The organism is Streptomyces sp. NPDC033177 (assembly GCF_055577715.1).
Window position 1 is genome coordinate 285033 of the sequence record NZ_JBVIPS010000002.1, and the last position, 19631, is coordinate 304663.

At 68.8% G+C, this 19631-nt stretch carries 17 protein-coding genes; 10 read left to right on the forward strand and 7 right to left on the reverse strand.

What is annotated here, in order from left to right:
* Positions 1–115 precede the first annotated feature (115 nt).
* Positions 116–658, forward strand: a complete 543-nt coding sequence (locus ACZ5U5_RS07330) for a hypothetical protein (RefSeq protein ID WP_469017593.1) — start codon at positions 116–118, stop codon at positions 656–658.
* Between the two features lie 327 nt (positions 659–985).
* On the opposite strand, the gene ACZ5U5_RS07335 is transcribed toward ACZ5U5_RS07330, so the two are convergent.
* From ACZ5U5_RS07335 to ACZ5U5_RS07345, 3 genes are all read right to left on the reverse strand, one after another.
* Positions 986–1528 (reverse strand): hypothetical protein, encoded by a 543-nt coding sequence (locus ACZ5U5_RS07335; protein ID WP_469017596.1) that lies wholly within the window; start codon positions 1526–1528, stop codon positions 986–988.
* A 606-nt stretch (positions 1529–2134) separates the two neighbouring features.
* Complete coding sequence (locus ACZ5U5_RS07340; RefSeq protein WP_469017599.1) at positions 2135–2545, reverse strand: hypothetical protein; 411 nt, start codon at positions 2543–2545, stop codon at positions 2135–2137.
* Between the two features lie 320 nt (positions 2546–2865).
* Positions 2866–4227 (reverse strand): glutamine synthetase family protein, encoded by a 1362-nt coding sequence (locus ACZ5U5_RS07345; protein ID WP_160504710.1) that lies wholly within the window; start codon positions 4225–4227, stop codon positions 2866–2868.
* A gap of 303 nt (positions 4228–4530) precedes the next feature.
* Here ACZ5U5_RS07345 and ACZ5U5_RS07350 point away from each other — a divergent pair, with 303 nt between their 5' ends.
* Both ACZ5U5_RS07350 and ACZ5U5_RS07355 read left to right on the forward strand, forming a co-directional pair.
* Complete coding sequence (locus ACZ5U5_RS07350; RefSeq protein WP_469017603.1) at positions 4531–5196, forward strand: DUF3105 domain-containing protein; 666 nt, start codon at positions 4531–4533, stop codon at positions 5194–5196.
* Positions 5193–5816 carry a DUF305 domain-containing protein gene (locus ACZ5U5_RS07355; protein WP_469017606.1) on the forward strand — a complete coding sequence of 208 codons (624 nt, stop codon included), beginning with the start codon at positions 5193–5195 and terminating at the stop codon, positions 5814–5816. Before ACZ5U5_RS07350 ends, ACZ5U5_RS07355 begins: the two co-directional genes overlap by 4 nt.
* Positions 5817–5954: 138 nt before the next feature.
* Here ACZ5U5_RS07355 and ACZ5U5_RS07360 read toward each other — a convergent pair whose 3' ends face one another.
* Entirely contained in the window at positions 5955–6926 is a 972-nt protein-coding gene (locus tag ACZ5U5_RS07360; RefSeq protein ID WP_469019314.1) for a hydroxyacid dehydrogenase, read from the reverse strand.
* Positions 6927–7273: 347 nt separating this feature from the next.
* Between ACZ5U5_RS07360 and ACZ5U5_RS07365 the strand changes: the two genes are divergently transcribed.
* The 4 genes from ACZ5U5_RS07365 to ACZ5U5_RS07380 all read left to right on the forward strand — a co-directional run bounded on the left by ACZ5U5_RS07365 (position 7274) and on the right by ACZ5U5_RS07380 (position 11940).
* Positions 7274–8128, forward strand: a complete 855-nt coding sequence (locus tag ACZ5U5_RS07365; protein WP_469017609.1) for an ABC transporter permease — start codon at positions 7274–7276, stop codon at positions 8126–8128.
* 74 nt (positions 8129–8202) lie between these two features.
* Complete coding sequence (locus tag ACZ5U5_RS07370) at positions 8203–9066, forward strand: carbohydrate ABC transporter permease (protein WP_469019317.1); 864 nt, start codon at positions 8203–8205, stop codon at positions 9064–9066.
* Between the two features lie 67 nt (positions 9067–9133).
* Positions 9134–10771 (forward strand): type 2 periplasmic-binding domain-containing protein, encoded by a 1638-nt coding sequence (locus tag ACZ5U5_RS07375; protein WP_469017612.1) that lies wholly within the window; start codon positions 9134–9136, stop codon positions 10769–10771.
* Positions 10772–10881: 110 nt separating this feature from the next.
* Positions 10882–11940, forward strand: a complete 1059-nt coding sequence (locus ACZ5U5_RS07380; protein ID WP_469017615.1) for a LacI family DNA-binding transcriptional regulator — start codon at positions 10882–10884, stop codon at positions 11938–11940.
* A 240-nt stretch (positions 11941–12180) separates the two neighbouring features.
* On the opposite strand, the gene ACZ5U5_RS07385 is transcribed toward ACZ5U5_RS07380, so the two are convergent.
* Both ACZ5U5_RS07385 and ACZ5U5_RS07390 read right to left on the reverse strand, forming a co-directional pair.
* Complete coding sequence (locus ACZ5U5_RS07385) at positions 12181–12981, reverse strand: alpha/beta fold hydrolase (RefSeq protein WP_469017618.1); 801 nt, start codon at positions 12979–12981, stop codon at positions 12181–12183.
* On the reverse strand, positions 12978–13667 hold the full coding sequence (locus ACZ5U5_RS07390) for a DUF998 domain-containing protein (RefSeq protein WP_469019320.1): 690 nt from the start codon (positions 13665–13667) through the stop codon (positions 12978–12980). Before ACZ5U5_RS07390 ends, ACZ5U5_RS07385 begins: the two co-directional genes overlap by 4 nt.
* Before the next feature lie 208 nt (positions 13668–13875).
* Between ACZ5U5_RS07390 and ACZ5U5_RS07395 the strand changes: the two genes are divergently transcribed.
* The 3 genes from ACZ5U5_RS07395 (at position 13876) to ACZ5U5_RS07405 (ending at position 18251) form a co-directional block, all read left to right on the forward strand.
* Positions 13876–14424, forward strand: a complete 549-nt coding sequence (locus tag ACZ5U5_RS07395) for a hypothetical protein (RefSeq protein ID WP_469017620.1) — start codon at positions 13876–13878, stop codon at positions 14422–14424.
* Between the two features lie 138 nt (positions 14425–14562).
* Positions 14563–16290 (forward strand): multicopper oxidase family protein, encoded by a 1728-nt coding sequence (locus tag ACZ5U5_RS07400; RefSeq protein ID WP_469017623.1) that lies wholly within the window; start codon positions 14563–14565, stop codon positions 16288–16290.
* Between the two features lie 203 nt (positions 16291–16493).
* The gene (locus ACZ5U5_RS07405; protein ID WP_469017626.1) at positions 16494–18251 is read left to right on the forward strand and encodes an NAD+ synthase; all 1758 of its coding nucleotides are present in this window, start codon (positions 16494–16496) and stop codon (positions 18249–18251) included.
* A gap of 85 nt (positions 18252–18336) precedes the next feature.
* Here ACZ5U5_RS07405 and ACZ5U5_RS07410 read toward each other — a convergent pair whose 3' ends face one another.
* Positions 18337–19578, reverse strand: a complete 1242-nt coding sequence (locus ACZ5U5_RS07410; protein ID WP_469017628.1) for an MFS transporter — start codon at positions 19576–19578, stop codon at positions 18337–18339.
* Positions 19579–19631 lie beyond the last annotated feature (53 nt).

The window sequence follows — 19631 nt, forward strand, 5'->3', positions numbered from 1 at the left end:
GACACCCAGTCCCGCACCAGCACCAACTCCCGCACCATTACCAAGCCCAAGCCCCACACCGACACCTATACCGCCTGGAGCACTCCTCACGAGATTCGAGGTGTGGCGCTTTGTAGTGGAAATCGCCCTCTGTGTTGCAGCGCTCCTAACGCTCCTGTTCTTATCCTGGCAAACAGAGGCTGCCAGGCAACAGGCCTTCGAGGCTGAGAAGCAAAGCGCAGGGCAGCGCCTAGACGGCCTGTACCAGCACCTGCTGCAGAGGCGCGAATTTCTGGCGGAAAAGGACAACTCTGAACTCGCTCAACATGTCTGGGGTACGACTCCGCTGGAGGATATCCCTGATCGTGCAGAGCGGGAGCGGGTGGAAACTGTCCTGTCGTGGGATCTGCTTTTTGCGGACTATGCCTATGCAGTCCTTCCGGACTTAATCGGACAAGACTGTGTACCCGATGACAGGCATTTTGTCTTGAGAGTAGACAACGAGGCTGCACACACGTGTGATGATTGGCTGGCTTGGAGTGAGTACTTGGTCGCCTACTTTCGGGATCCCCGTCTCTGCGAAATGATTAAAGGGGCCAGGGATACGTACGGAACTGACTTCATCCAAGCTATCGACCGGACTGGCGCCTGCGACTTGCTTCCCCACGGTGCGAACTAACGGCGTGGTGGTCGCTGAAGTCTCCGCTCCTGATCAAACCAACTGTACGGAGCACTGATGGTCAGGGACGTTCGGCAATTCTCAGCTGTACTGCTAGTGCTTCGGGGTGCCCGTTAACGGTTTCTAGTAGACGACGGGAGGACGTGAGCCAATCGCCGCATCGAGTTGCTTGGCGACCGCGAGGGCATCCGCTACTCAGAGGAGTCACGACCCATGAAGTGCATCGTTGCTGGTCATGCTGCCGACCTCACACCGAGCCTTCGAGGAGCCGACCACGAGGCCATGAGGTACTGGAGAGGCTCGGCCAACAGCGCGAACCGGCAGGCGTCAGCTTCTCCCCAACCAGGCGTCGACCGCCGCCTTACGTGCGTCTTTTAGCTCCGTCTCAAGATCCCACATCTTCTCCGCCAAGGCTTCGATGTCGCTAACAGCGAACTGACGCTCTTCGAAGCCCTTCCGGTAGCGGCTCCGGCAGACGTGAAACACGCGATGATCTGGTGGGCTATTGGCAGGCCGACCAACACATCCATCTTCTCGGAGGACACATACAGCGCGCCACTCGCCGTGAACCATCAAGTTGCGGAGGCGGTTCACCTCCTGCGCAGCAAGGAGCACCCGACGTATTCGCTGGGAGTTTGCTTCCGGCCAGCGCTTCATCGCCTCAAGCTGCCCCATGACGGCGATGCCGTTCGATACGAGCCAGTCCACAGACTGCCCCTCAAAGACGATCCAACCAGCGTCATCGTTGCCTGCGAGCTCAGATACGACGTACCGGAGGCGTGACTCCATGTCAGCGCTCGCCACGACGAGCTGGCCTAGAGCCGGATACAACTCCTCGAACCCGTAGGTCAGACTGGGGGACTCGGTCATGCTCGTTAGCCTGCCTCAGATGTCCTTGAGCCCGCTCCGCATTTCCTGCTCTGCCTGAGACGAACAGGCGTGCCGCTTTTCAGGATTGTCCTGATCGGACGCCCTGGCAGCTGGTCGTACGCGGACTGGCCGATAGGGTGGGACGGGCGGAGGGGCGCCGCATGAGCAGCACCCCTCCTTGATCGGATTTCAAGAGGTCACTTCTTGCCAGAACGCCTCTTCGGAGCCTCTACCACCGTGGTACGTGGATGAGCCTTCGCAAAGCTCTTCGTCACGCACCGGCCGGTTACGGCGCTCCGGGCCTTGCTCCCGGAGCTACCACCGCTTCCCTTCTTAGCCATGATGCACCTCATTCGCATCAGACCTATGTCGGTCAACTCCGATTGTATTGGGCACCACTGACAACAGCTGGGGCCAACTACATCGCAAGTAGGTCGAGTTGGCGGACCCGTGACAGGTTGGTCGGAGAGCCTTGAACTTGGGAGGAGCTCAGCAGGTAAAGGGGAGGCCGACTGTCAGTAGCGCCTGCAAGGCTGCGCACATGATCGGTGAAACCCCGGACGTGTTATGGCGTCGCGGCCCTGTGTCGATGCTCAGGCATTCTGGCTAACCAACGATCGCGTTGACCGCGATGCCGGCACCGACGAGGCCGAAGGTTGAGAGCCCGGCGATCCATACGGAGTAGGCGCGAAGACGAGCCAAAAGCGGTACAGGCACGCCGAGCTGACCACACCGGTCGTTCAACGGTCGGTGAAGCACCTCCCACCCCTGGTCTCGCTCGAACCTCTCAAGCCAAACTGCATCCGCAATCGCACTGAGCCGGTGCCGCATCAGCAGCTCAACAGACAGGATCGCGACCACTACGGACAGAAACCCCGACCCAAGGCGAGCGAGTTGGCCAGATCCGGGGCCGAGGCCAATCGTCATCAGGAACGCCTGGGCAGTAAGGGCGATGCCCGGTACCTGCCAGACCATCTGGTCGAGGCCCACATGCCGAGCCGCGACCACTTGATACATGACTAGGCGATCGTCTGGACTCGGTTGCGTCGCCATGTAAGCCCCCGCTGATCGACGGTGGTGAGCATGCTCTGCTCATGACTGATACCACCGCGATGGGGCAAACATCCCCGGCCGTCGTCTCTGTTGCTCAATTCCCGTGGCGTGGCAGAGGCGTGCACCTGTCCAAGCCCTGTGACGGTGAGGTCCAGTCTGGTACCCCGGTCCAGCGTAAGACGGCCCACAGACGGCCCAGCCGCAGGCTGACAACCGAGAGGGCCCGCAGCCGACGACCGCGGGCCCTCTCGGGGGAAGTGAGCGGAAAGCGCCCTGACCTGCCCTTACAGCACCGGCAGGTTCTTCCTCAGCTCGAAGGCCGTGACCTCGCTGCGGTACTCCTCCCACTCCTGCTTCTTGTTGCGCAGGAAGAAGTCGTACACGTGCTCGCCCAGGGTTTCGGCGACGAGTTCGCTGCGTTCCATCAGGGCGATCGCCTCGCCCAGGTTCTGCGGGAGCGGCTCGATGCCCATCGCGCGGCGTTCCGCGTCGCTCAGGGCCCAGACGTCGTCGTCGGCGCCCGGCGGGAGTTCGTAGCCCTCCTCGATGCCCTTGAGGCCGGCGGCCAGCAGCACCGCGTACGTCAGGTAGGGATTCGCGCCCGAGTCGATCGAGCGGACCTCCACCCGGGCGGAGCCGGTCTTGCCGGGCTTGTACATCGGGACGCGGATGAGCGCGCTGCGGTTGTTGTGGCCCCAGCAGATGTACGAGGGGGCCTCGCCGCCCGCGCCCGCCGTGCGCTCCGAGCCGCCCCAGATGCGCTTGTAGGAGTTCACCCACTGGTTGGTGACCGCGGAGATCTCCGCGGCGTGCTTCAGGAGGCCCGCGATGAAGGAGCGGCCGACCTTGGAGAGCTGGTACTCGGAGCCGGACTCGTAGAACGCGTTGCGGTCGCCCTCGAAGAGGGAGAGGTGCGTGTGCATGCCCGAGCCCGGGTGCTCGGAGAAGGGCTTGGGCATGAAGGTCGCGTTGACCCCCTGCTCCAGCGCGACCTGCTTCATGACCAGGCGGAACGTCATGATGTTGTCGGCCGTGGAGAGCGCGTCCGCGTAACGGAGGTCGATCTCCTGCTGGCCGGGGGCGCCCTCGTGGTGGCTGAACTCGACCGAGATGCCCATCGATTCGAGCATCGTGATCGCCTGGCGGCGGAAGTCCATCCCGACGTTCTGCGGGGTGTGGTCGAAGTAGCCGGAGTTGTCGGCGGGGGTGGGGCGCGAGCCGTCCAGCGGCTTGTCCTTCAGGAGGAAGAACTCGATCTCGGGGTGGGTGTAGAAGGTGAACCCGAGGTCGGAGGTCTTCGCCAGGGCGCGCTTGAGGACGTACCGCGGGTCCGCGAAGGACGGGGAGCCGTCCGGCATGAGGATGTCGCAGAACATGCGGGCGGTGCCGGGGGCCTCCGCGCGCCAGGGCAGGACCTGGAACGTCGACGGGTCCGGCTTGGCGATCATGTCCGACTCGTACACCCGGGCGAATCCCTCGATCGCCGAGCCGTCGAAGCCGATGCCTTCGTCGAAGGCCTGCTCCAGCTCGGCGGGAGCCACCGCGACCGATTTCAGGAAGCCGAGGACATCCGTGAACCACAGGCGTACGAACCGGATGTCGCGCTCCTCCAGTGTCCGGAGCACGAATTCCTGCTGCTTGTCCATCTTCCGCTTCCACCCATCCTTGCTGGTCAGGCCACCTGCGTCCGCGCTGTTCTCGCGCTGAGCTCTCGTCCGGGGACACCGCGGGGCACATGAGCATCCCACCACACCGTTTCGAGCGCGTTGCGGGCCATGTGCCGCCCTGTGCCCATAGTGCCTGCTGATCGGCGCGCCCGTAACAGCGGGCGGCTCGGACTGCCCCTACAGCCCGCCGGGATCGCCCATTACGATCAGCGAACCGCTCCACCATGTTCCGCAACGCGCGTCCCGCCCTTTCCGTCGTATCGCATCGCCGAAGGACACATCATGGGTTCCGCCAAGAACACGAGCAGCTCGTCACGCAAGACCCGGATAGAGGAGATGCGCCGGGCAGAGCGCGCACGCGACCGCCGGGGCCGCGTCATCGCGATCACCCTGAGCGCGGTGGTGGTCGCCGCGCTCGCCGTGGGCGGTGTCGTCCTCTTCCAGAAGGCCGACGATTCCGACTCGGCGGCCTCCGACGGGAAGTCCGCGCCGAGGTTCAAGACGACGGCGGACGGCGAGAAGGTCTGGGACGCGAAGAAGCTGGGCCGTACGCATGTCACCAAGGACGTCAGTTACGCGATGACCCCGCCGGTGGGCGGCGATCACGACCAGGTGTGGATGAACTGCAACGGCGACGTCTACCAGGACGAACTTCCCGAGCGCCATGCCGTGCACTCCCTGGAGCACGGCGCAGTGTGGGTGACGTACAACGACAAGGCCAAGGCGGCGGACCTCAAGAAGCTCGAGGCGAAGGTCAAGCAGACGCCGTACACGCTGATGAGTCCGGTCAAGGACCAGAAGGACCCGATCATGCTGACGGCCTGGGGCCACCAGCGCACAGTGACCGGCGCGTCCGACCCGAACGTCGCCTCCTTCCTCTCCACGTACGTCCAGGGCAAGCAGACCCCTGAGCCGGGCGCCGCGTGCACGGGTGGCAAGGCCCAGTGAGGCGGCGCACCTGCTGGGTGGTGGGGGCGGTCGCCGCGGTGGCCGTGGCCGGCGGCGGGATCACGGTCGCCGTCGCGGCGTCGGACGGTTCGTCCGCCGCGTCGGCCCCCTCCACGGAGTCGGCCGACGCGGGCTTCGCCAGGGACATGGCCACGCATCACCAGCAGGCGGTGGAGATGTCGTACATCGTGCGCGACCGCACGAAGGACGAGGAGATCCGCCGCCTCGCGTACGACATCGCCCAGACCCAGGCGAACCAGCGGGGCATGCTGCTCGGCTGGCTCGACCTGTGGGAGCTGCCGAAGGTGCCCGAGAAGGCTCCGATGGAGTGGATGGGGATGGGGGACATGCCGCCGGGCGAAGACGGCGCTCTGATGCCCGGGATGGCGACGAACACGGAGCTGAAGAAGCTCGGCAAGCTGAACGGGCGGGCCGCCGAGGTGCGCTATCTGCAGCTGATGATCAAGCATCACAAGGGCGGGGTCCATATGGCCGACGGGTGTGTGGACCGGTGCGAGGTGGGGGCGGAGGTGCGGCTCGCGCGGGGCATGGTGGAGTCGCAGGAGTCGGAGATCGAGCTGATGACGGACCTGCTGAGCGCGCGGGGCGCTAAGCCGTAATTTTTCCCGGCCCCGCTCGCTCAATCGCCGGAGGCGGAGAGGCTGAATTTTCAGCCTCTCCGCCTCCGGCGATTGAGGAGGGCCCCCGCGCCGAGCGGGTTCTCGGGAAGGGGCGGGGTTGGGGAAAAATAACCGCCCCTACGCCACCCGCAGCAACTCCTCCCGCAACAACCGCCCCCGCAACACCTCCCCCCGCACGAACCGCTCGACCTCCCCCACCGCGAACTCCCCCAACCTGCGCACCTCACTGCCCTGCGCCCCCGCGACATGCGGGGTGACAAGAACGTTCGGCAGCGTCAGCAGAGGGTGCCCGGCCGGCAGCGGCTCCGGGTCCGTCACGTCCAGGAAGGCGTCCAGGCGCCCCGCCCCGCACTCCCTGGCCAGCGCCTCCGTGTCGATCAGCGCGCCGCGTGCCGTGTTGATGAGCGTGCCCCCGTCGGGGATCAGCTTCAGCATGTCCTCGCTCACCATGCCCCGCGTCTCGGGCAGTTGGGGCGCGTGGACGCTGACGATCGAACTGCGCCGGCACAGCTCCGAGAGGTCCACCAGCTCCACGCCGAGGCCGGCCGCCTCCTCCCGCGTGACGTACGGATCGCTGAGCAGCACGCGCCACCCCACGTCGGACGCGCGCAGCGCCGCGATGACTCCGCGGCCGATGCGGGAGGCGCCGATGATGCCGATGGTGCGCGCGTCGGCGCCGGTCCGCTCGGTGAAGGGCGGCCACCCGGCCGCGTACCCCGCCGCGGTCGGCAGCGCGCCCTTCGCCGCGAAGGTGATCGCGGCGAGCGTGTAGGCCACGACGGGCCCCGCGTTCGCGTCGGCCGCCGACGAGACCACCACGCCCCGGTCCCACAGGGCGTCCGTCACCACGGGCTTCACCGATCCGGCGGCGTGCACGAGGGCCCGGAGCCGAGGGGCGTGGGCGAGGACCTCGGCCGTGACGGGCGGGCAGTTCCAGCCGGTGACCAGGATCTCCGCGTCGGCCAGCGCCGCGAGCGCCCCGGCTCCGGTGAGTGAGCCGGTGAGCAGGGCGGGCGCCAACTCGACGCTACGGCCCAGCCGTTCACGGATGTCGGGGGTGAAGACCCGCTCCGCCACGTCCGCGCTCATCGCGAGCACCGCGTTCGGTCGGCCCTTCAACTCTGCCTGGTCTGCCACGCGTGACCATCCCTCGTAGTAACCGGTTACCCAACATCGCCTGGAGGCTAGGCCGAAGTCAGGACGGGGGTCAAGAGATCGCGGGGCCAAGGGGGTTGACCGGGCTTAGTAACCGCTTTAGATTCCGGTCACCTTGTTCCGACAACGGAGGGGCTGCCGTGTCAGCGGTGTTGAAGGACCGGACGGAAACCGAGGCGGTGAAGCCGCCCGGCAAGCGCAGCAATCGGCCAAATGGCAACAAAATAAGGCGTGATGAGCGATGGAAACGGTTTCGCTCCTCGCGAGTCCTGCTGCTGCTCATGGCCCCGGGAGTCGCGTACTTCCTGGTGTTCCACTACGGCGCGTTCATCGGGAACGCCGTCGCCTTCAAGGAGTACGTCCCCTTCGACGGCCTCTGGGCCAGCCCCTGGGTCGGCTTCGAGAACTTCGACCGGATGTTGGGCGACCCGGACTTCTGGCACGCGACCTGGAACACGCTCTTCCTCGCGGTGCTCCAGCTGGTCTTCTTCTTCCCGGTCCCGCTCGGCCTGGCCCTGCTGCTGCACAGCCTGACCTCGGACCTGACACGGCGCTTCGTGCAGTCGGTGGTCTATCTGCCGCACTTCCTGTCGTGGGTCATCGTCGTAGCCCTGTTCCAGCAGGTACTCGCCGACACCGGCCTGCTCAACTCCGTGCTCGGGCAGGCGGGTCTGCACTCCGTCGACATCATCGGCAACCCGGACGCGTACCCGGCGCTCGTCGTCGCGCAGGTCGTATGGAAGGACGCGGGCTGGGGCACGATCATCTTCCTCGCCGCGCTGATGCAGGTGGACGAGCAGCAGTACGAGGCCGCCGCCATCGACGGGGCGGGCCCCTGGCGCCGCTTCTGGCACGTGACGCTGCCGTCGATCCGGCCGGTCGTCATCCTGCTGCTGATCATGCGGCTCGGCGACATCCTCTCCGTCGGCTTCGAACAGATGCTGCTGCAACGGCAGTCGGTGGGACCAGAGGCCGGTGAGGTGCTCGACACCTTCGTCTTCTGGCAGGGCATCGTCGGCGGCGACACCGGATACGCCGCGGCGGCGGGCCTGTTCAAGGGCGTGGTCGGCGCGATTCTCGTCTTCGCGGCCAACAAGGTCGCCCATCGCCTCGGCGAGCAGGGGGTCTACAAGTGAGCACGAAATCCACGGCGATACGCGCCGGGCGGCCGAGTCCCGTGCGAGCGGGACGCCCCGTACGCCCCTCCTGGATGGAGAAGCCGAAGCCGGTCACCCAGGTGGCCAAGGCGCTGGCGATCGTCACCATCCTGGTCATGGTCTTCGTGCCGTTCCTCGTGATCATCTCGACGTCGTTCGCCTCGAACCGCGAGGTCATCGCCAACGGCGGCTGGGTCCTGTGGCCCACGCACCCCACCCTGCGCGCCTACGAGCAGGTCTTCGCGGGCGGCATCGTCACCAAGGCGCTCGGCGTGAGCGCCGGCGTCACGATCATCGGCACCCTGGCCTCACTCGCGTGCACGACGTTCCTCGCGTACGCGCTGAGCCGCCCCAAGGTGTACGGCGGCAAGCCGATCCTGCTGATCGTTCTGTTCACGTTCCTCTTCCCGCCCGGCATGATCCCCGCGTTCCTCCTTGTCAAGGGCATGGGGATGCTGGAGAGCTACAGCGCCTTGGTCGTCCCCGTCCTCATCAACGTCTTCAACCTGGTCGTCCTGCGCGGCTTCTTCCAGGGCGTGCCCGAGGAGCTGTACGAGGCGGCGCGGCTCGACGGCGCGAACGACTGGCAGATCCTGTGGCGGGTCGTGCTTCCGCTCTCCAAGGCGGCCCTCGCGGTGGTCGGCCTCTTCTACGCGGTGAGCTACTGGAACGCCTGGTTCCATGCCTCGATCTATCTGGAGTCCGACCACTGGCCGCTCCAGCAGGTCCTTCGCACGTACGTGATGGGCGGCTCGCAGATCGCGGACACCGGCCTGAGCGACGCCGCGAACGTGTCGGCCCCGCAGACGATGCAGATGGCCGTCCTGGTGATCGCCACCGTGCCGATTTTGATCGTCTACCCCTTCCTGCAGAAGTACTTCACCAAGGGCGTGCTCACGGGCGCCATCAAGAGCTGAGCCAACTCGCTTGAAACCTCGAAAGGTTGACACTGTGTCCGGTTCATCGGGTTCCTCTGGTTCCTCAATGTCGCGCCGTACGCTGCTGCGCTCCATAGCCGTCGGCGGGGCCGCGGTCGCGGCCCCTTCCCTGCTCACCGCCTGCTCCACCGGCTCGGGCGGCGGCGGTTCGGTCAGCAACGCCAACAAGAAGGCGGCGCCCTGGCCGACGTACGCCCCCGCCAAGGGCCCGAAGCCCGACCTCGCACCCACGTCCGAGGGCGTGCAGCCCGGCTTCACGAAGTACCCGCAGCAGCTGGTCGCCGCGACGGCCGAGAAGCCGGGCAACGGCAAGCAGAAGATCAAGGTCATGACCATCACCTACGGCACCCCGCCGAAGCCGGTCGGATCGAACAAGTTCTGGCAGGCGATGAACGAGGCCCTCGGCGTGGAGGTCGAGTTCTCGGTCGTGCCGGACGCGGACTTCCGCTCCAAGATGTCCACCCTGATGTCCGGCGACGACCTGCCCGACATGATCAACTTCGGTGGCGGATACGTCCTTCCGCGCGAGTCGCAGTTCGTGAAGTCGCGGTGTGAGGACCTCTCGGAGCACCTCTCCGGAGACGCGGTCAAGGACTACCCGAACCTCGCCAACATCCCCACGTACGCGTGGGAAGGCATGGGCCGCGTCTCCGGACGCATCTACGGCCTGCCGGTCGAACGGGCCAAGGTGCAGGGCGCGATGTTCATCAACCGGGACGCCTTCGACAAGGCGGGTTACAAGCCGGGCATGGCGGCGGCCGACTTCCAGGCCATGGCCAGGGAGGGCTCGCGGAACAAGAAGTACATGCTCGGCGGCTCGTCGGTCGGCTTCTTCGGCTACCTCTACCACGCGATGTGGCACGGGGCGCCGAACCAGTGGCAGATCAAGAACGGCAAGGTCACCGACATGTACGGGACCGACGAGTTCAAGGCAGCCCTTGAGTTCATGTCCAAGATGCGCAAAGCCGGCTCGTACAACTCCGACGCCACCTCGATCTCCCAGGTCGACCTCAAGACGCAGTTCTACAACGGCACGGTCCGCTCCATGACGGACGGCTGGGGCGCCGCCATCTCCAACGCGCAGGGCATCAAGGACGAGTTCACGCTGGACGCCGCCGTTCCGTACGTCGTGGACGGCGTTACGCCCGTCTACCAGCAGAACCGCGGCTGTTTCGGCTACACCGTCATCAAGAAGGCCTCCAAGGACCGCGTCAAGCTGATGCTGCGGGTCCTGGACTGGCTGGCGTCGCCGTTCGGCTCCAAGGAGTACGAGTTGATGCACTCCGGAGTCGAGGGCACGCACTTCGAGTACGACAAGAGCGGCGACCCGATCCCCACCTCGCTCGGCCTGGTCGAGAACCGCACGAACCTCCCCTTCGCCTACCTCATGGACGCGCCGCAGCCGCTGTACTTCCCCGGCTTCGCCGACCTGACCGAGCGGCTGCACACCTGGGAGAAGGCGGTCGTGCCGAACCTCGTCCGGGACGACCACTGGGGCCTGATGTCGGACACGTACAACCGGCAGGGCGCTTCCATGCAGCAGGTCATCGAGGACGGGGTGACGGCGATCGTCTCGGGCCGCAGGAAACTGTCCGACTGGGACGCCGTCTACAAGAAGTGGCAGACCCAGGGCGGCGAGAAGGCACGCGAGGAGTTCGCGAAGGAGTACGAAGCCGCGCACTGATCCGGCGCGGGAGCGGGATGATGGTCCGGGGCGGGCTGTTGTGGGGCGCGGAGCGCCGTGGGGGACAACACCGCCCCGGACGCTGCTACTTGAGGACTTGAGGAGACACAGTGGGTGAGCGGGTCACCATCCGTGACGTGGCGGCGCGGGCGGGCGTCTCGGTCGCGACCGTCTCGCGGGTTCTCGCGGGCAACTACCCGACGTCGACGGCGTCACGGGGGAAGGTGCTGCGGGCCGTCAAGGACCTCGACTACGTCGCCAACGCGCACGCGCGCGCGTTGGCGGGCGCCGGTCGCAAGACGATCGCGGTGCTGATGTTCGACGTGGTGAGCTCCTTCTACGCGCATGTGGCGCAGGGTGTGGAGATGGAGGCGGCCCAGCGGGGCCGGCTCACGCTGATCTCGTCGACGAACAGCGATCCGGCCCGCGAGCTGGCGCTGGTGCAGATGATGCGCGAGCAGGCCGCGGAGGCGGTGGTGCTCGTGGGCGGGGTCGTCGAGGACGACGAGTACCGCGAACGGATGGCGCGGTACGCGGAGGCCCTCGCCGCGGCGGGCTCCCGCCTTGTCCTGTGCGGGCGTCCGGCGCCGGCGCCGGATGTCCCCGCGCTGGTCGTCGAGTACGACAACGAGGCGGGCGCGTACGCCATCACGAGCCACCTGCTGGGCGCCGGGCACCGCAAGATAGCCCTGATCGGCTACCAGCCCGGCCACACCACGGGCGAGGACCGCGTCGCGGGCTACCTCCGCGCGCTGGCTGACCACGGGGTGCCGCGCGGGGAGGCGATCCTGCACGGCATCGGCTTCGGTCAGAATCACGGGTACGAGGCGATCAAGGACCTCCTCAAGAAGGCGGACGGCCGACCGGACTTCACGGCGGTGTTCGCGGGCGACGACAGGGTGGCGGCGGCCACGGTGATCGCCCTGCGGGAGCATGGGCTGCGGGTGCCGGAGGACATCTCGGTGGTCGGCTACAACGACGATCCGGTGGCGGCGGACATCACTCCCGGCCTGACGACCGTGCACATCCCCGCGGAGGAAATGGGCCGCACGGCGGTCCGCCTCGCCTTGTCGGGCTCCCCCCGAACAGGCCAAGAACGCCACCTCCTGGGCACGCATATCGTGATTCGGGAGAGTGTGCGGGGGGTTCGGGAGGGGGGTGGGTTGTAAAAGACCACGGACGAGGCGCGCACACCCACGGCGCACCACCCACCCCCGGACCGGGGAAACGCCCACTGCCGGGTGATCGGGTGGGTGGGCGGGGAAACGCCGCCGCGCAGCGGCGAACCAGACCACCCGACGAGGCACGCGCACCCAGGAACACAACCACCCCCGGACGGAGGGAACGACCGCTGCCGGGCGATCGGGTGGGTGGGGCTGCTCCGCCGCGCAGCGGCGGGTCGGGGCGGGTCAAGGCCCAGGGGCCAGTACCGCCTCCGCCACAACCCCCGGCACATCCCACATAGGCAAGTGCCCCGAAGGCTCCGCGACGCGGAAGGCCCCGCCGAGGGAGACGGCGAGGGCACGCTGCCGGGCGAGCCACCCCACCCCGCCACCCCCGTACGCCGCGAGCACCGTCACCGGAAGCCCACCCGGCAGAGGGAAAGCCCGCCGAAGCGCGTCGAGCTGCAGCGCCACGTCGCCATACGTCGCGTACTCCAGCAACGCCCCCCGCCACACCCGACTCCCCCCATAGACCCGCCGCAACGGCCCTTCACCCCGCACCGCCACCCTCCGCACCGCGGGCCCCACCGCCCACGGCAACCCCGTTCCAGCCAAGACAGCCCCGCCCACCCGGGCGGCCCTCACCCGCACCCCGCGCGGAACCCGTACCCTCGGCCGTTCCTCGACGCTGGAGTCGACGAGGACCAGGCCCGCCGTACGCTCCGGGAAGAGACGGGCGAACGCCTCGCAGTGGAAGCCCGCCAGGGAGTGTCCGACCACGGTGGCCGGGCCGGCGAGGCCCACCGCGTGCAGGACCCCCGCGATCCGCTCGGCCTCGCCGGCCAGCGTGGGCGCCACGCGCGCGTGCCCGCTCAGCCCCGACCCCGGCCGGTCGAAGCGGACGACGGTCCGCCACGGGACGAGGCGTTCCACCACCGCGTCCCAGTCGAACCACGCGAGCCCGAGCCCCGCGCTCAGCACGCACACCGGCCCGCTCCCCGCCACCCGCACGTGATGCGGCACTCCCCCGATCCGTACGAAACTCACGCGCGCCGCACCACCGCACGCGCGAGGAACCCCAGCCAGACCGCGATCAGCAGCACCTGGAGCCGCTGCCCCGCCCCCAGCGCCCACGTTCCGTACCCCGAGTCGAAGGCGGCGATCGCGGCCAACGTCCAGGCGGTGGCGGCCAGTTCGAGGCCCACGAGGAGGAGACCGAGGCCCCCCGCGAGGGAGGGCAGGAGCCCGTGCCTGCGCGCCGCGAACGTCAGCGCCACCATCCCCACCAGCGCCCCCGTCACCGCGACACTGCTGCTCACCACGTGCGCCGAGTGCGCCGCGGGCACGAGCCCCGCCCGCTCCCTGGCCCCGCAGACCGCGTCGGCGGTCGGCGCGCAGCTCAGCGGCAGCCGCGAATCGACCGCGGTGGCCGCTCCGAACAGGGCGAGCCCCGCCCACCCCACGACCCCGCTCCACCGCCGCGGCAGCCACAGCAGCGCACCCACCGCGCCCGCGAGGACCAGTAGCCCCGCGGTCAGGTCGGTCGTGCGGAACAACGTGCCGTACGGCTGGTCCTGCGCCCCGAGTTCACTGACGTACGAACTCAGCGGCGAGAGTCCCGTACCGAGGAAGGCTTCGAGGAGCCAGGTGCTGTAGGCGACCGCGCCAAATACCAGGAGGGCCGAGACGGTGAGGGCGCGAGCGCGGCAGGACTTGGTCGGCGTGACCGGCACGGCGGGGCGGCGGGCGGCGCTAGTCGGCGACAACACGTGCGCCCCCACCGTCGCTCCGTCCCCGCCATCCACTCCGTCCGCCCCGTCCACTCCGCCCGCGAATAGCGCTTTATGCCCCACTTTGTCCGTAATCGTCATGGGGTCATGATCGGCGGCATACTGGGGGGCCGCATGTCGCCGCATACCCGGTGGGGGTAAGGTTCCGCCCATGGCGGCCACGAGGAGACCAGCGAACGGCAGGCAGCTCCTGCTGCTCGCCGCCCTGCTCTTCGGCATCGTGACGATGCATACGCTGGGCCACCCGACCGGCCACGCGTCGAGCCCCACGACGGGCCACTCCACGAGCCCCGCGAGCCCCGCGACGGGCCACTCTCCGAACCACCAAAACCACCAGAACCGCCCGACCGACCCGAGGCACCACCCGAGCCACCACCCGAGCGGACCCGAACAAGCCGCCACGCAGCACGAAATGAGCGCGAGCGACGCAGCACCACCGGGCATCGCCGAAGTCACCGGCCACGCGGGCGCGGCGACAGTCGTGGGCGCCCCTGCCGGGATGGGCGGGATGGACCCGCTGTCCGTCTGCCTCGCCGTTCTTGCCGCGCTCACCCTCGTACTGCTGCTCAAGGCGGGCCTGCTGCGGCCCGGCGGCTTCGCCGTCCCCGCACGTCCGCTCGCCCGGCTGCTCGACGGACTGCGGCCCAATCCGCCGCCGCCCCGCATACTCCTCTCCCACCTCTCGGTGCTGCGCATTTAGGCCGACGCACCGGCTGCTTCGCGCTGCCCGCGTCCTGGTGCGTCCGTGTATGGGGACCTCCGGGCGTCGAGCGGTGTATCAGAAGCAGCAGATGCGCCCATCTGCACGCACCACCATCACGACGAGGTGTACTCAGCCATGCGCACTCAACCCCCGCGCACCCCTTCGCGCCGCGCCCCTTCGCGCCGCGCCCTGCTCGGCGCCGCGACGGCCGTCGCCGGTCCGGGCATCCTGACGGCCTGCTCCGGGTCCGGGTCCGGCTCCGGTGCGGACTCCGCCCACGCCGGACACGGCGGCGGCTCCGAGCCCGAGGGTTATGTCGATCCCGCGGGCAAGGAGGTCGCCGCCGCGGAGAAGAAGCGGACCGGTGGCGGCACGGTCCACGAGGTGAAGCTGACGGCGATGGCGGCCAAGCTCGACCTCGGCGGCCGCACGGTCAAGACGTGGGCGTACGGCGACCGGCTCCCCGGCAAGGAAGTCCGCCTCACCGCGGGTGACACCCTCGCCCTGACGCTCGCCAACCACCTCCCCGAGGCCACGTCCCTGCACTGGCACGGCCTGGCGCTGCGCAACGACATGGACGGCGTCCCCGGCCTGACCCAGAAGGCCGTGAAGCCCGGCGCCGAGTTCACCTACCGCTTCGCGGTGCCGCACCCGGGGACGTACTGGTTTCACCCCCACTCGGGCACCCAGCAGGACCGCGGTCTGTACGCACCACTGATCGTCGAGGACCCCAAGGAGCCTTTGCGGTACGACAAGGAGTGGGTCGTCGTCCTGGACGACTGGGTCGACGGCGTGGACGGCTCCACCCCGGACGCCGTGCTCGCCGAGCTCAGCAAGGGCATGGGCGGCCACGACATGGAAGGCGACAGCGAGGAGGGAGGCGGCTCCGGCGGGGACGGCATGGACCACGGCGGCCACGACATGTCCGGCATGGCGCTGCGCATGGCCGCGACGCCGAATCCCTCCGCATCGCCGAGCCCCTCCGCGACGCCGAGTGCCCCTACGTCGGGTGCCTCTGCATCGCCTCCCCCTTCCCGCATGATGATGGGCGCCAAGAGCGACCTGCTGGGCGGCGACGCGGGCGACGTCGCCTACCCGCACTACTTGATCAACGGCCGTACGCCGGACGCCCCGTCCTCCTTCAAGGCCCGCCCCGGCGACCGCATCCGCCTGCGCATCATCAACGCGGGCGGGGACACGGCCTTCCGGGTGGCGCTCGGCGGCCACGAGATGACCGTGACGCACACGGACGGCTTCCCGGTGGAGCACGCGAGGACGGACGCACTGCTGCTCGGCATGGGCGAGCGCTATGACGTCCTGGTCACCGCCAAGGACGGGGTCTTCCCGCTGACCGCGGCGGCCGAGGGCAAGAAGGCGGCGGCCCTCGCCGTCCTGCGCACGGGCGGCGGCCGGGCACCCGCCCCCTCGACACGACCCAAGGAACTGAAGGGCCGCCTCCTCACGGCGGACAAGCTCCGGGCGGCACGGTCGGTGGCCATCCCGTCCCGCAAGCCGGACCGCACGATCAGGCTGCGGCTGACCGGCGGAATGGCGAAGTACGACTGGGCCTTCGACAAGACTCCGTACTCCCCCGACCGCCGCCACCCGGTCCGCGCGGGCGAACGGGTCCGCCTGGTCTTCGCCAACTCGACGACGATGTGGCACCCGATCCATCTGCACGGCCACACGTTCACCCTGGCCAACACGCCGAACGGCCCTCGCAAGGACACCGCGGTCATCTTGCCGAACGGCACCCTGACGGTGGACTTCGAGGCCGACAACCCGGGCCTGTGGATGATCCACTGCCACAACGTCTATCACTCGGAGGCAGGAATGATGACGATCCTCGGCTACCGCAACTGACGGCCCCCGGCTACCGCAACTGACAGCCCCGGCTATCGCCGCTGACGGTCTGGGCTACGCGGCTACGCCTGACGCCCTGAGCCACCGCTCTCGCCCGGCGGCGCGTGGGTGGGGCGCCCCCGGCTCACCGGTGGGGCGCCCCGCCCCCACCCCCGCCCCGCCCCGCAAGGCATCGCGTCGCTCTGACGATTACACTGGGGTGCGTGCCTCAACTACGCCTCGCCCTGAATCAGATCGACTCGACCGTCGGCGATCTCGCCGGGAACGTCGAGGCGATCGTCCATTGGACCCGGCACTCCGCCGAGCAGGGAGCGCACCTCGTCGCGTTCCCCGAGATGGCGCTGACCGGCTATCCCGTCGAGGACCTCGCCCTGCGGTCGTCCTTCGTCGACGCCTCCCGGGAGGCGCTGCGCGCGCTCGCCGCGCGGCTGAACGACGAGGGGTACGGCGAACTGCCGGTCGTCGTCGGCTATCTCGACCGCACCGAGGAGGCCAAGCCGAAGTACGGCCAGCCCGCGGGCGCCCCGCGCGACGCCGCCGCCGTACTGCACCGCGGCGAGGCCATCCTGACGTACTCCAAGCACCACCTGCCGAACTACGGCGTCTTCGACGAGTTCCGCTACTTCGTGCCGGGCGAGACCCTGCCGATCCTGCGCGTGCACGGCGTCGATGTCGCGCTCGCCATCTGCGAGGACCTCTGGCAGGACGGCGGCCGTGTCCCCGCCACGCGCACCGCGGGCGCGGGGCTGCTGCTGTCCATCAACGCGTCGCCGTACGAGCAGAACAAGGACGACGTACGCCTTGAGCTCGTGCGCAAGCGTGCGCAGGAGGCCGGCTGCACCACCGCCTACCTCGCCATGATCGGCGGCCAGGACGACATCGTCTTCGACGGTGACTCGGTCGTCGTGGACCGGGACGGCGAAGTCATCGCGCGGGCCCCGCAGTTCGCCGAGGGGTGTGTCGTCCTCGACCTGGACCTTCCGGCCGCCGCTCCCGAGCCGCCGTCGGGCGTCGTGGACGACGGGCTGCGCATCGAGCACGTCACCGTCTCGGACGAGCCCCTCGCCGCGTACGAGCCGGAACTCACGGGCGGGTACGCCGAGCGGCTCGACGACGAGGAAGAGGTGTACTCGGCGCTGGTCGTCGGGCTGCGTGCCTACACCGCGAAGAACGGTTTCAGCAGCGTCCTGATCGGGCTCTCCGGAGGCATCGACTCCGCGCTCACCGCCGCGATCGCCTGCGACGCGCTCGGCGCGCAGAACGTGTACGGCGTCGCCATGCCCTCCCGTTACTCCTCGGAACACTCCATCAGTGACGCGGAGGACCTGGCCCGGCGTACGGGGCTGAACTTCCGCACCGTGCCGATCGCCCCGATGTTCGACGCCTACATGGGGTCGCTGGGTCTGACCGGGCTCGCCGAGGAGAACCTCCAGTCGCGGCTGCGCGGCACGATGCTGATGGCCCTCTCCAACCAGGAGGGCCACATCGTCCTCGCCCCGGGCAACAAGTCCGAGCTGGCGGTGGGCTATTCGACGCTCTACGGCGACTCGGTCGGGGCGTACGGACCGATCAAGGACGTCTACAAGTCCCTGATCTTCCGGCTCGCCGAGTGGCGCAACCGCGCGGCGCTCGACCGCGGCCAGACGCCGCCGATCCCGGAGAACTCCATCACCAAGCCGCCGAGCGCGGAGCTGCGCCCCGACCAGGTGGACACGGACTCGCTGCCGGACTACCCCGTCCTCGACGCGATCCTGGAGATGTACGTCGACCGGGACATGGGCGCGGACACGATCGTCGCCGCCGGGTATGACCGGGAGCTGGTCGTGAAGACGCTGCGGATGGTGGACACCGCCGAGTACAAGCGGCGGCAGTATCCGCCGGGCACGAAGATCTCCGCGAAGGGCTTCGGCAAGGACCGCCGCCTTCCGATCACCAATCGGTGGCGGGAGAAGTCCGTCTGACGGTGCCGGTCGGGCGGGCGGGGCAGATCCGCCGCGAAGCGGCGGTTCAGCCGCCCGCCCACCCGTCACCCGGGAGCACGGATCACTAGCGGCCGGCCGGCTCCCGCTGCGGCTCGCCCGAAGCCACCAGGCGCTCGCTGCTCATCGCGGTCGTCGCGGTCCTCGCGGTCGTCGGTGCGGGCGACCGCAGGTCCACCACATAGGCGAGCCCCGCCACCGCGAGCCCGAGCACTGCGAGGAAAGCGCCCACCACGGCCGGTGACGTCACCCCGAAGCCCGCGGCAAGCGCGAGGCCGCCGACCCAGGCACCTCCCGCGTTGGCGAGGTTGAACGCGGCCTGGTTGGCGGAGGAGGCCAGGGACGGGGCCGCCGACGCCTTCTCCATCACCATCAGCTGCAGGGGCGAGCCCGTCGTGAACGCCGCCATGCCGAGCAGCGTCACCGCGAGCGCCGCGCTCCACGCCGTCCCCATCAGGACTGGGAAGAGGGCAAGGACCACGACCAGCGCCGTGAGGCCGCCGAAGAGCGTGCCCCGCAGGGAATGGTCGGCGAGCCGGCCGCCGAGCAGGTTGCCCGCCGTCGCACCGACACCGAACAGCGCCAGGAGCAACGTGACGCTGGATTCGGCGTAGCCCGCGGCGTCGGTGAGCATCGGCGTCACATAGCTGTACGCGGAGAACAGCGCGCCGAAGCCCGCCACGGTCGTGCCGAGCGCGAGCCACACCGGAACGCTGCCGAGCGCCCGCATCTCCCCGCGCAGGCCGCCGCTCTCGCCGTGCCCGTGGTCGGCGGGGACGAGGAGGGCGAGCGCGGCGATGGCGGCGAGGCCGATGGCGCTGACCGCGAGGAACGTCGCGCGCCAGCCGAGCTGCTGGCCCATCGCCGTGGCGACGGGCACGCCCACGATGTTGGCGACGGTCAGGCCGAGGAACATGAGCGAGACGGAGCGCGCCTTGCGCTCGGGGGCCACGAGGCCGGTGGCGACCACGGCGCCGACGCCGAAGAACGCGCCGTGCGGCAGGCCGCTCAGGAAGCGGGCGGCCATCAGCCAGTGGTAGTCGGGGGCGGCGGCCGAGAGCGCGTTGCCCGCGACGAAGAGCACCATCAGGCCGATGAGGACCCGGCGGCGCGGCATGCGCGCGGTGACCGCGGCGAGCAGCGGGGCGCCGATGACGACGCCGAGGGCGTACGCGGAGACCAGGTGTCCTGCGGTGGGGATGGATATGTGCAGGTCGTCCGCGACGTTGGGCAGCAGGCCCATCATCACGAACTCGGTCGTGCCGATGCCGAAGGCGCCCACGGCTAGGGCGAGCAGGGCCAGGGGCATGAAGAACCTTCCGGTGGAGCGCGTGAGGGAGTGGTGTTCCATAAGTTTACGTA

Excerpts from the sequence above, each read along its gene's own strand:
- ACZ5U5_RS07410 (WP_469017628.1), bottom strand. The coding sequence starts at position 19,578 with ATGCCCCTGGCCCTGCTCGCCCTAGCCGTGGGCGCCTTCGGCATCGGC.
- ACZ5U5_RS07375 (WP_469017612.1), top strand. The coding sequence starts at position 9,134 with ATGTCGCGCCGTACGCTGCTGCGCTCCATAGCCGTCGGCGGGGCCGCG.
- ACZ5U5_RS07345 (WP_160504710.1), bottom strand. The coding sequence starts at position 4,227 with ATGGACAAGCAGCAGGAATTCGTGCTCCGGACACTGGAGGAGCGCGAC.
- ACZ5U5_RS07400 (WP_469017623.1), top strand. The coding sequence starts at position 14,563 with ATGCGCACTCAACCCCCGCGCACCCCTTCGCGCCGCGCCCCTTCGCGC.
- ACZ5U5_RS07335 (WP_469017596.1), bottom strand. The coding sequence starts at position 1,528 with ATGACCGAGTCCCCCAGTCTGACCTACGGGTTCGAGGAGTTGTATCCG.
- ACZ5U5_RS07395 (WP_469017620.1), top strand. The coding sequence starts at position 13,876 with ATGGCGGCCACGAGGAGACCAGCGAACGGCAGGCAGCTCCTGCTGCTC.
- ACZ5U5_RS07370 (WP_469019317.1), top strand. The coding sequence starts at position 8,203 with ATGGAGAAGCCGAAGCCGGTCACCCAGGTGGCCAAGGCGCTGGCGATC.
- ACZ5U5_RS07360 (WP_469019314.1), bottom strand. The coding sequence starts at position 6,926 with ATGAGCGCGGACGTGGCGGAGCGGGTCTTCACCCCCGACATCCGTGAA.
- ACZ5U5_RS07350 (WP_469017603.1), top strand. The coding sequence starts at position 4,531 with ATGGGTTCCGCCAAGAACACGAGCAGCTCGTCACGCAAGACCCGGATA.
- ACZ5U5_RS07340 (WP_469017599.1), bottom strand. The coding sequence starts at position 2,545 with ATGTATCAAGTGGTCGCGGCTCGGCATGTGGGCCTCGACCAGATGGTC.
- ACZ5U5_RS07365 (WP_469017609.1), top strand. The coding sequence starts at position 7,274 with ATGGCCCCGGGAGTCGCGTACTTCCTGGTGTTCCACTACGGCGCGTTC.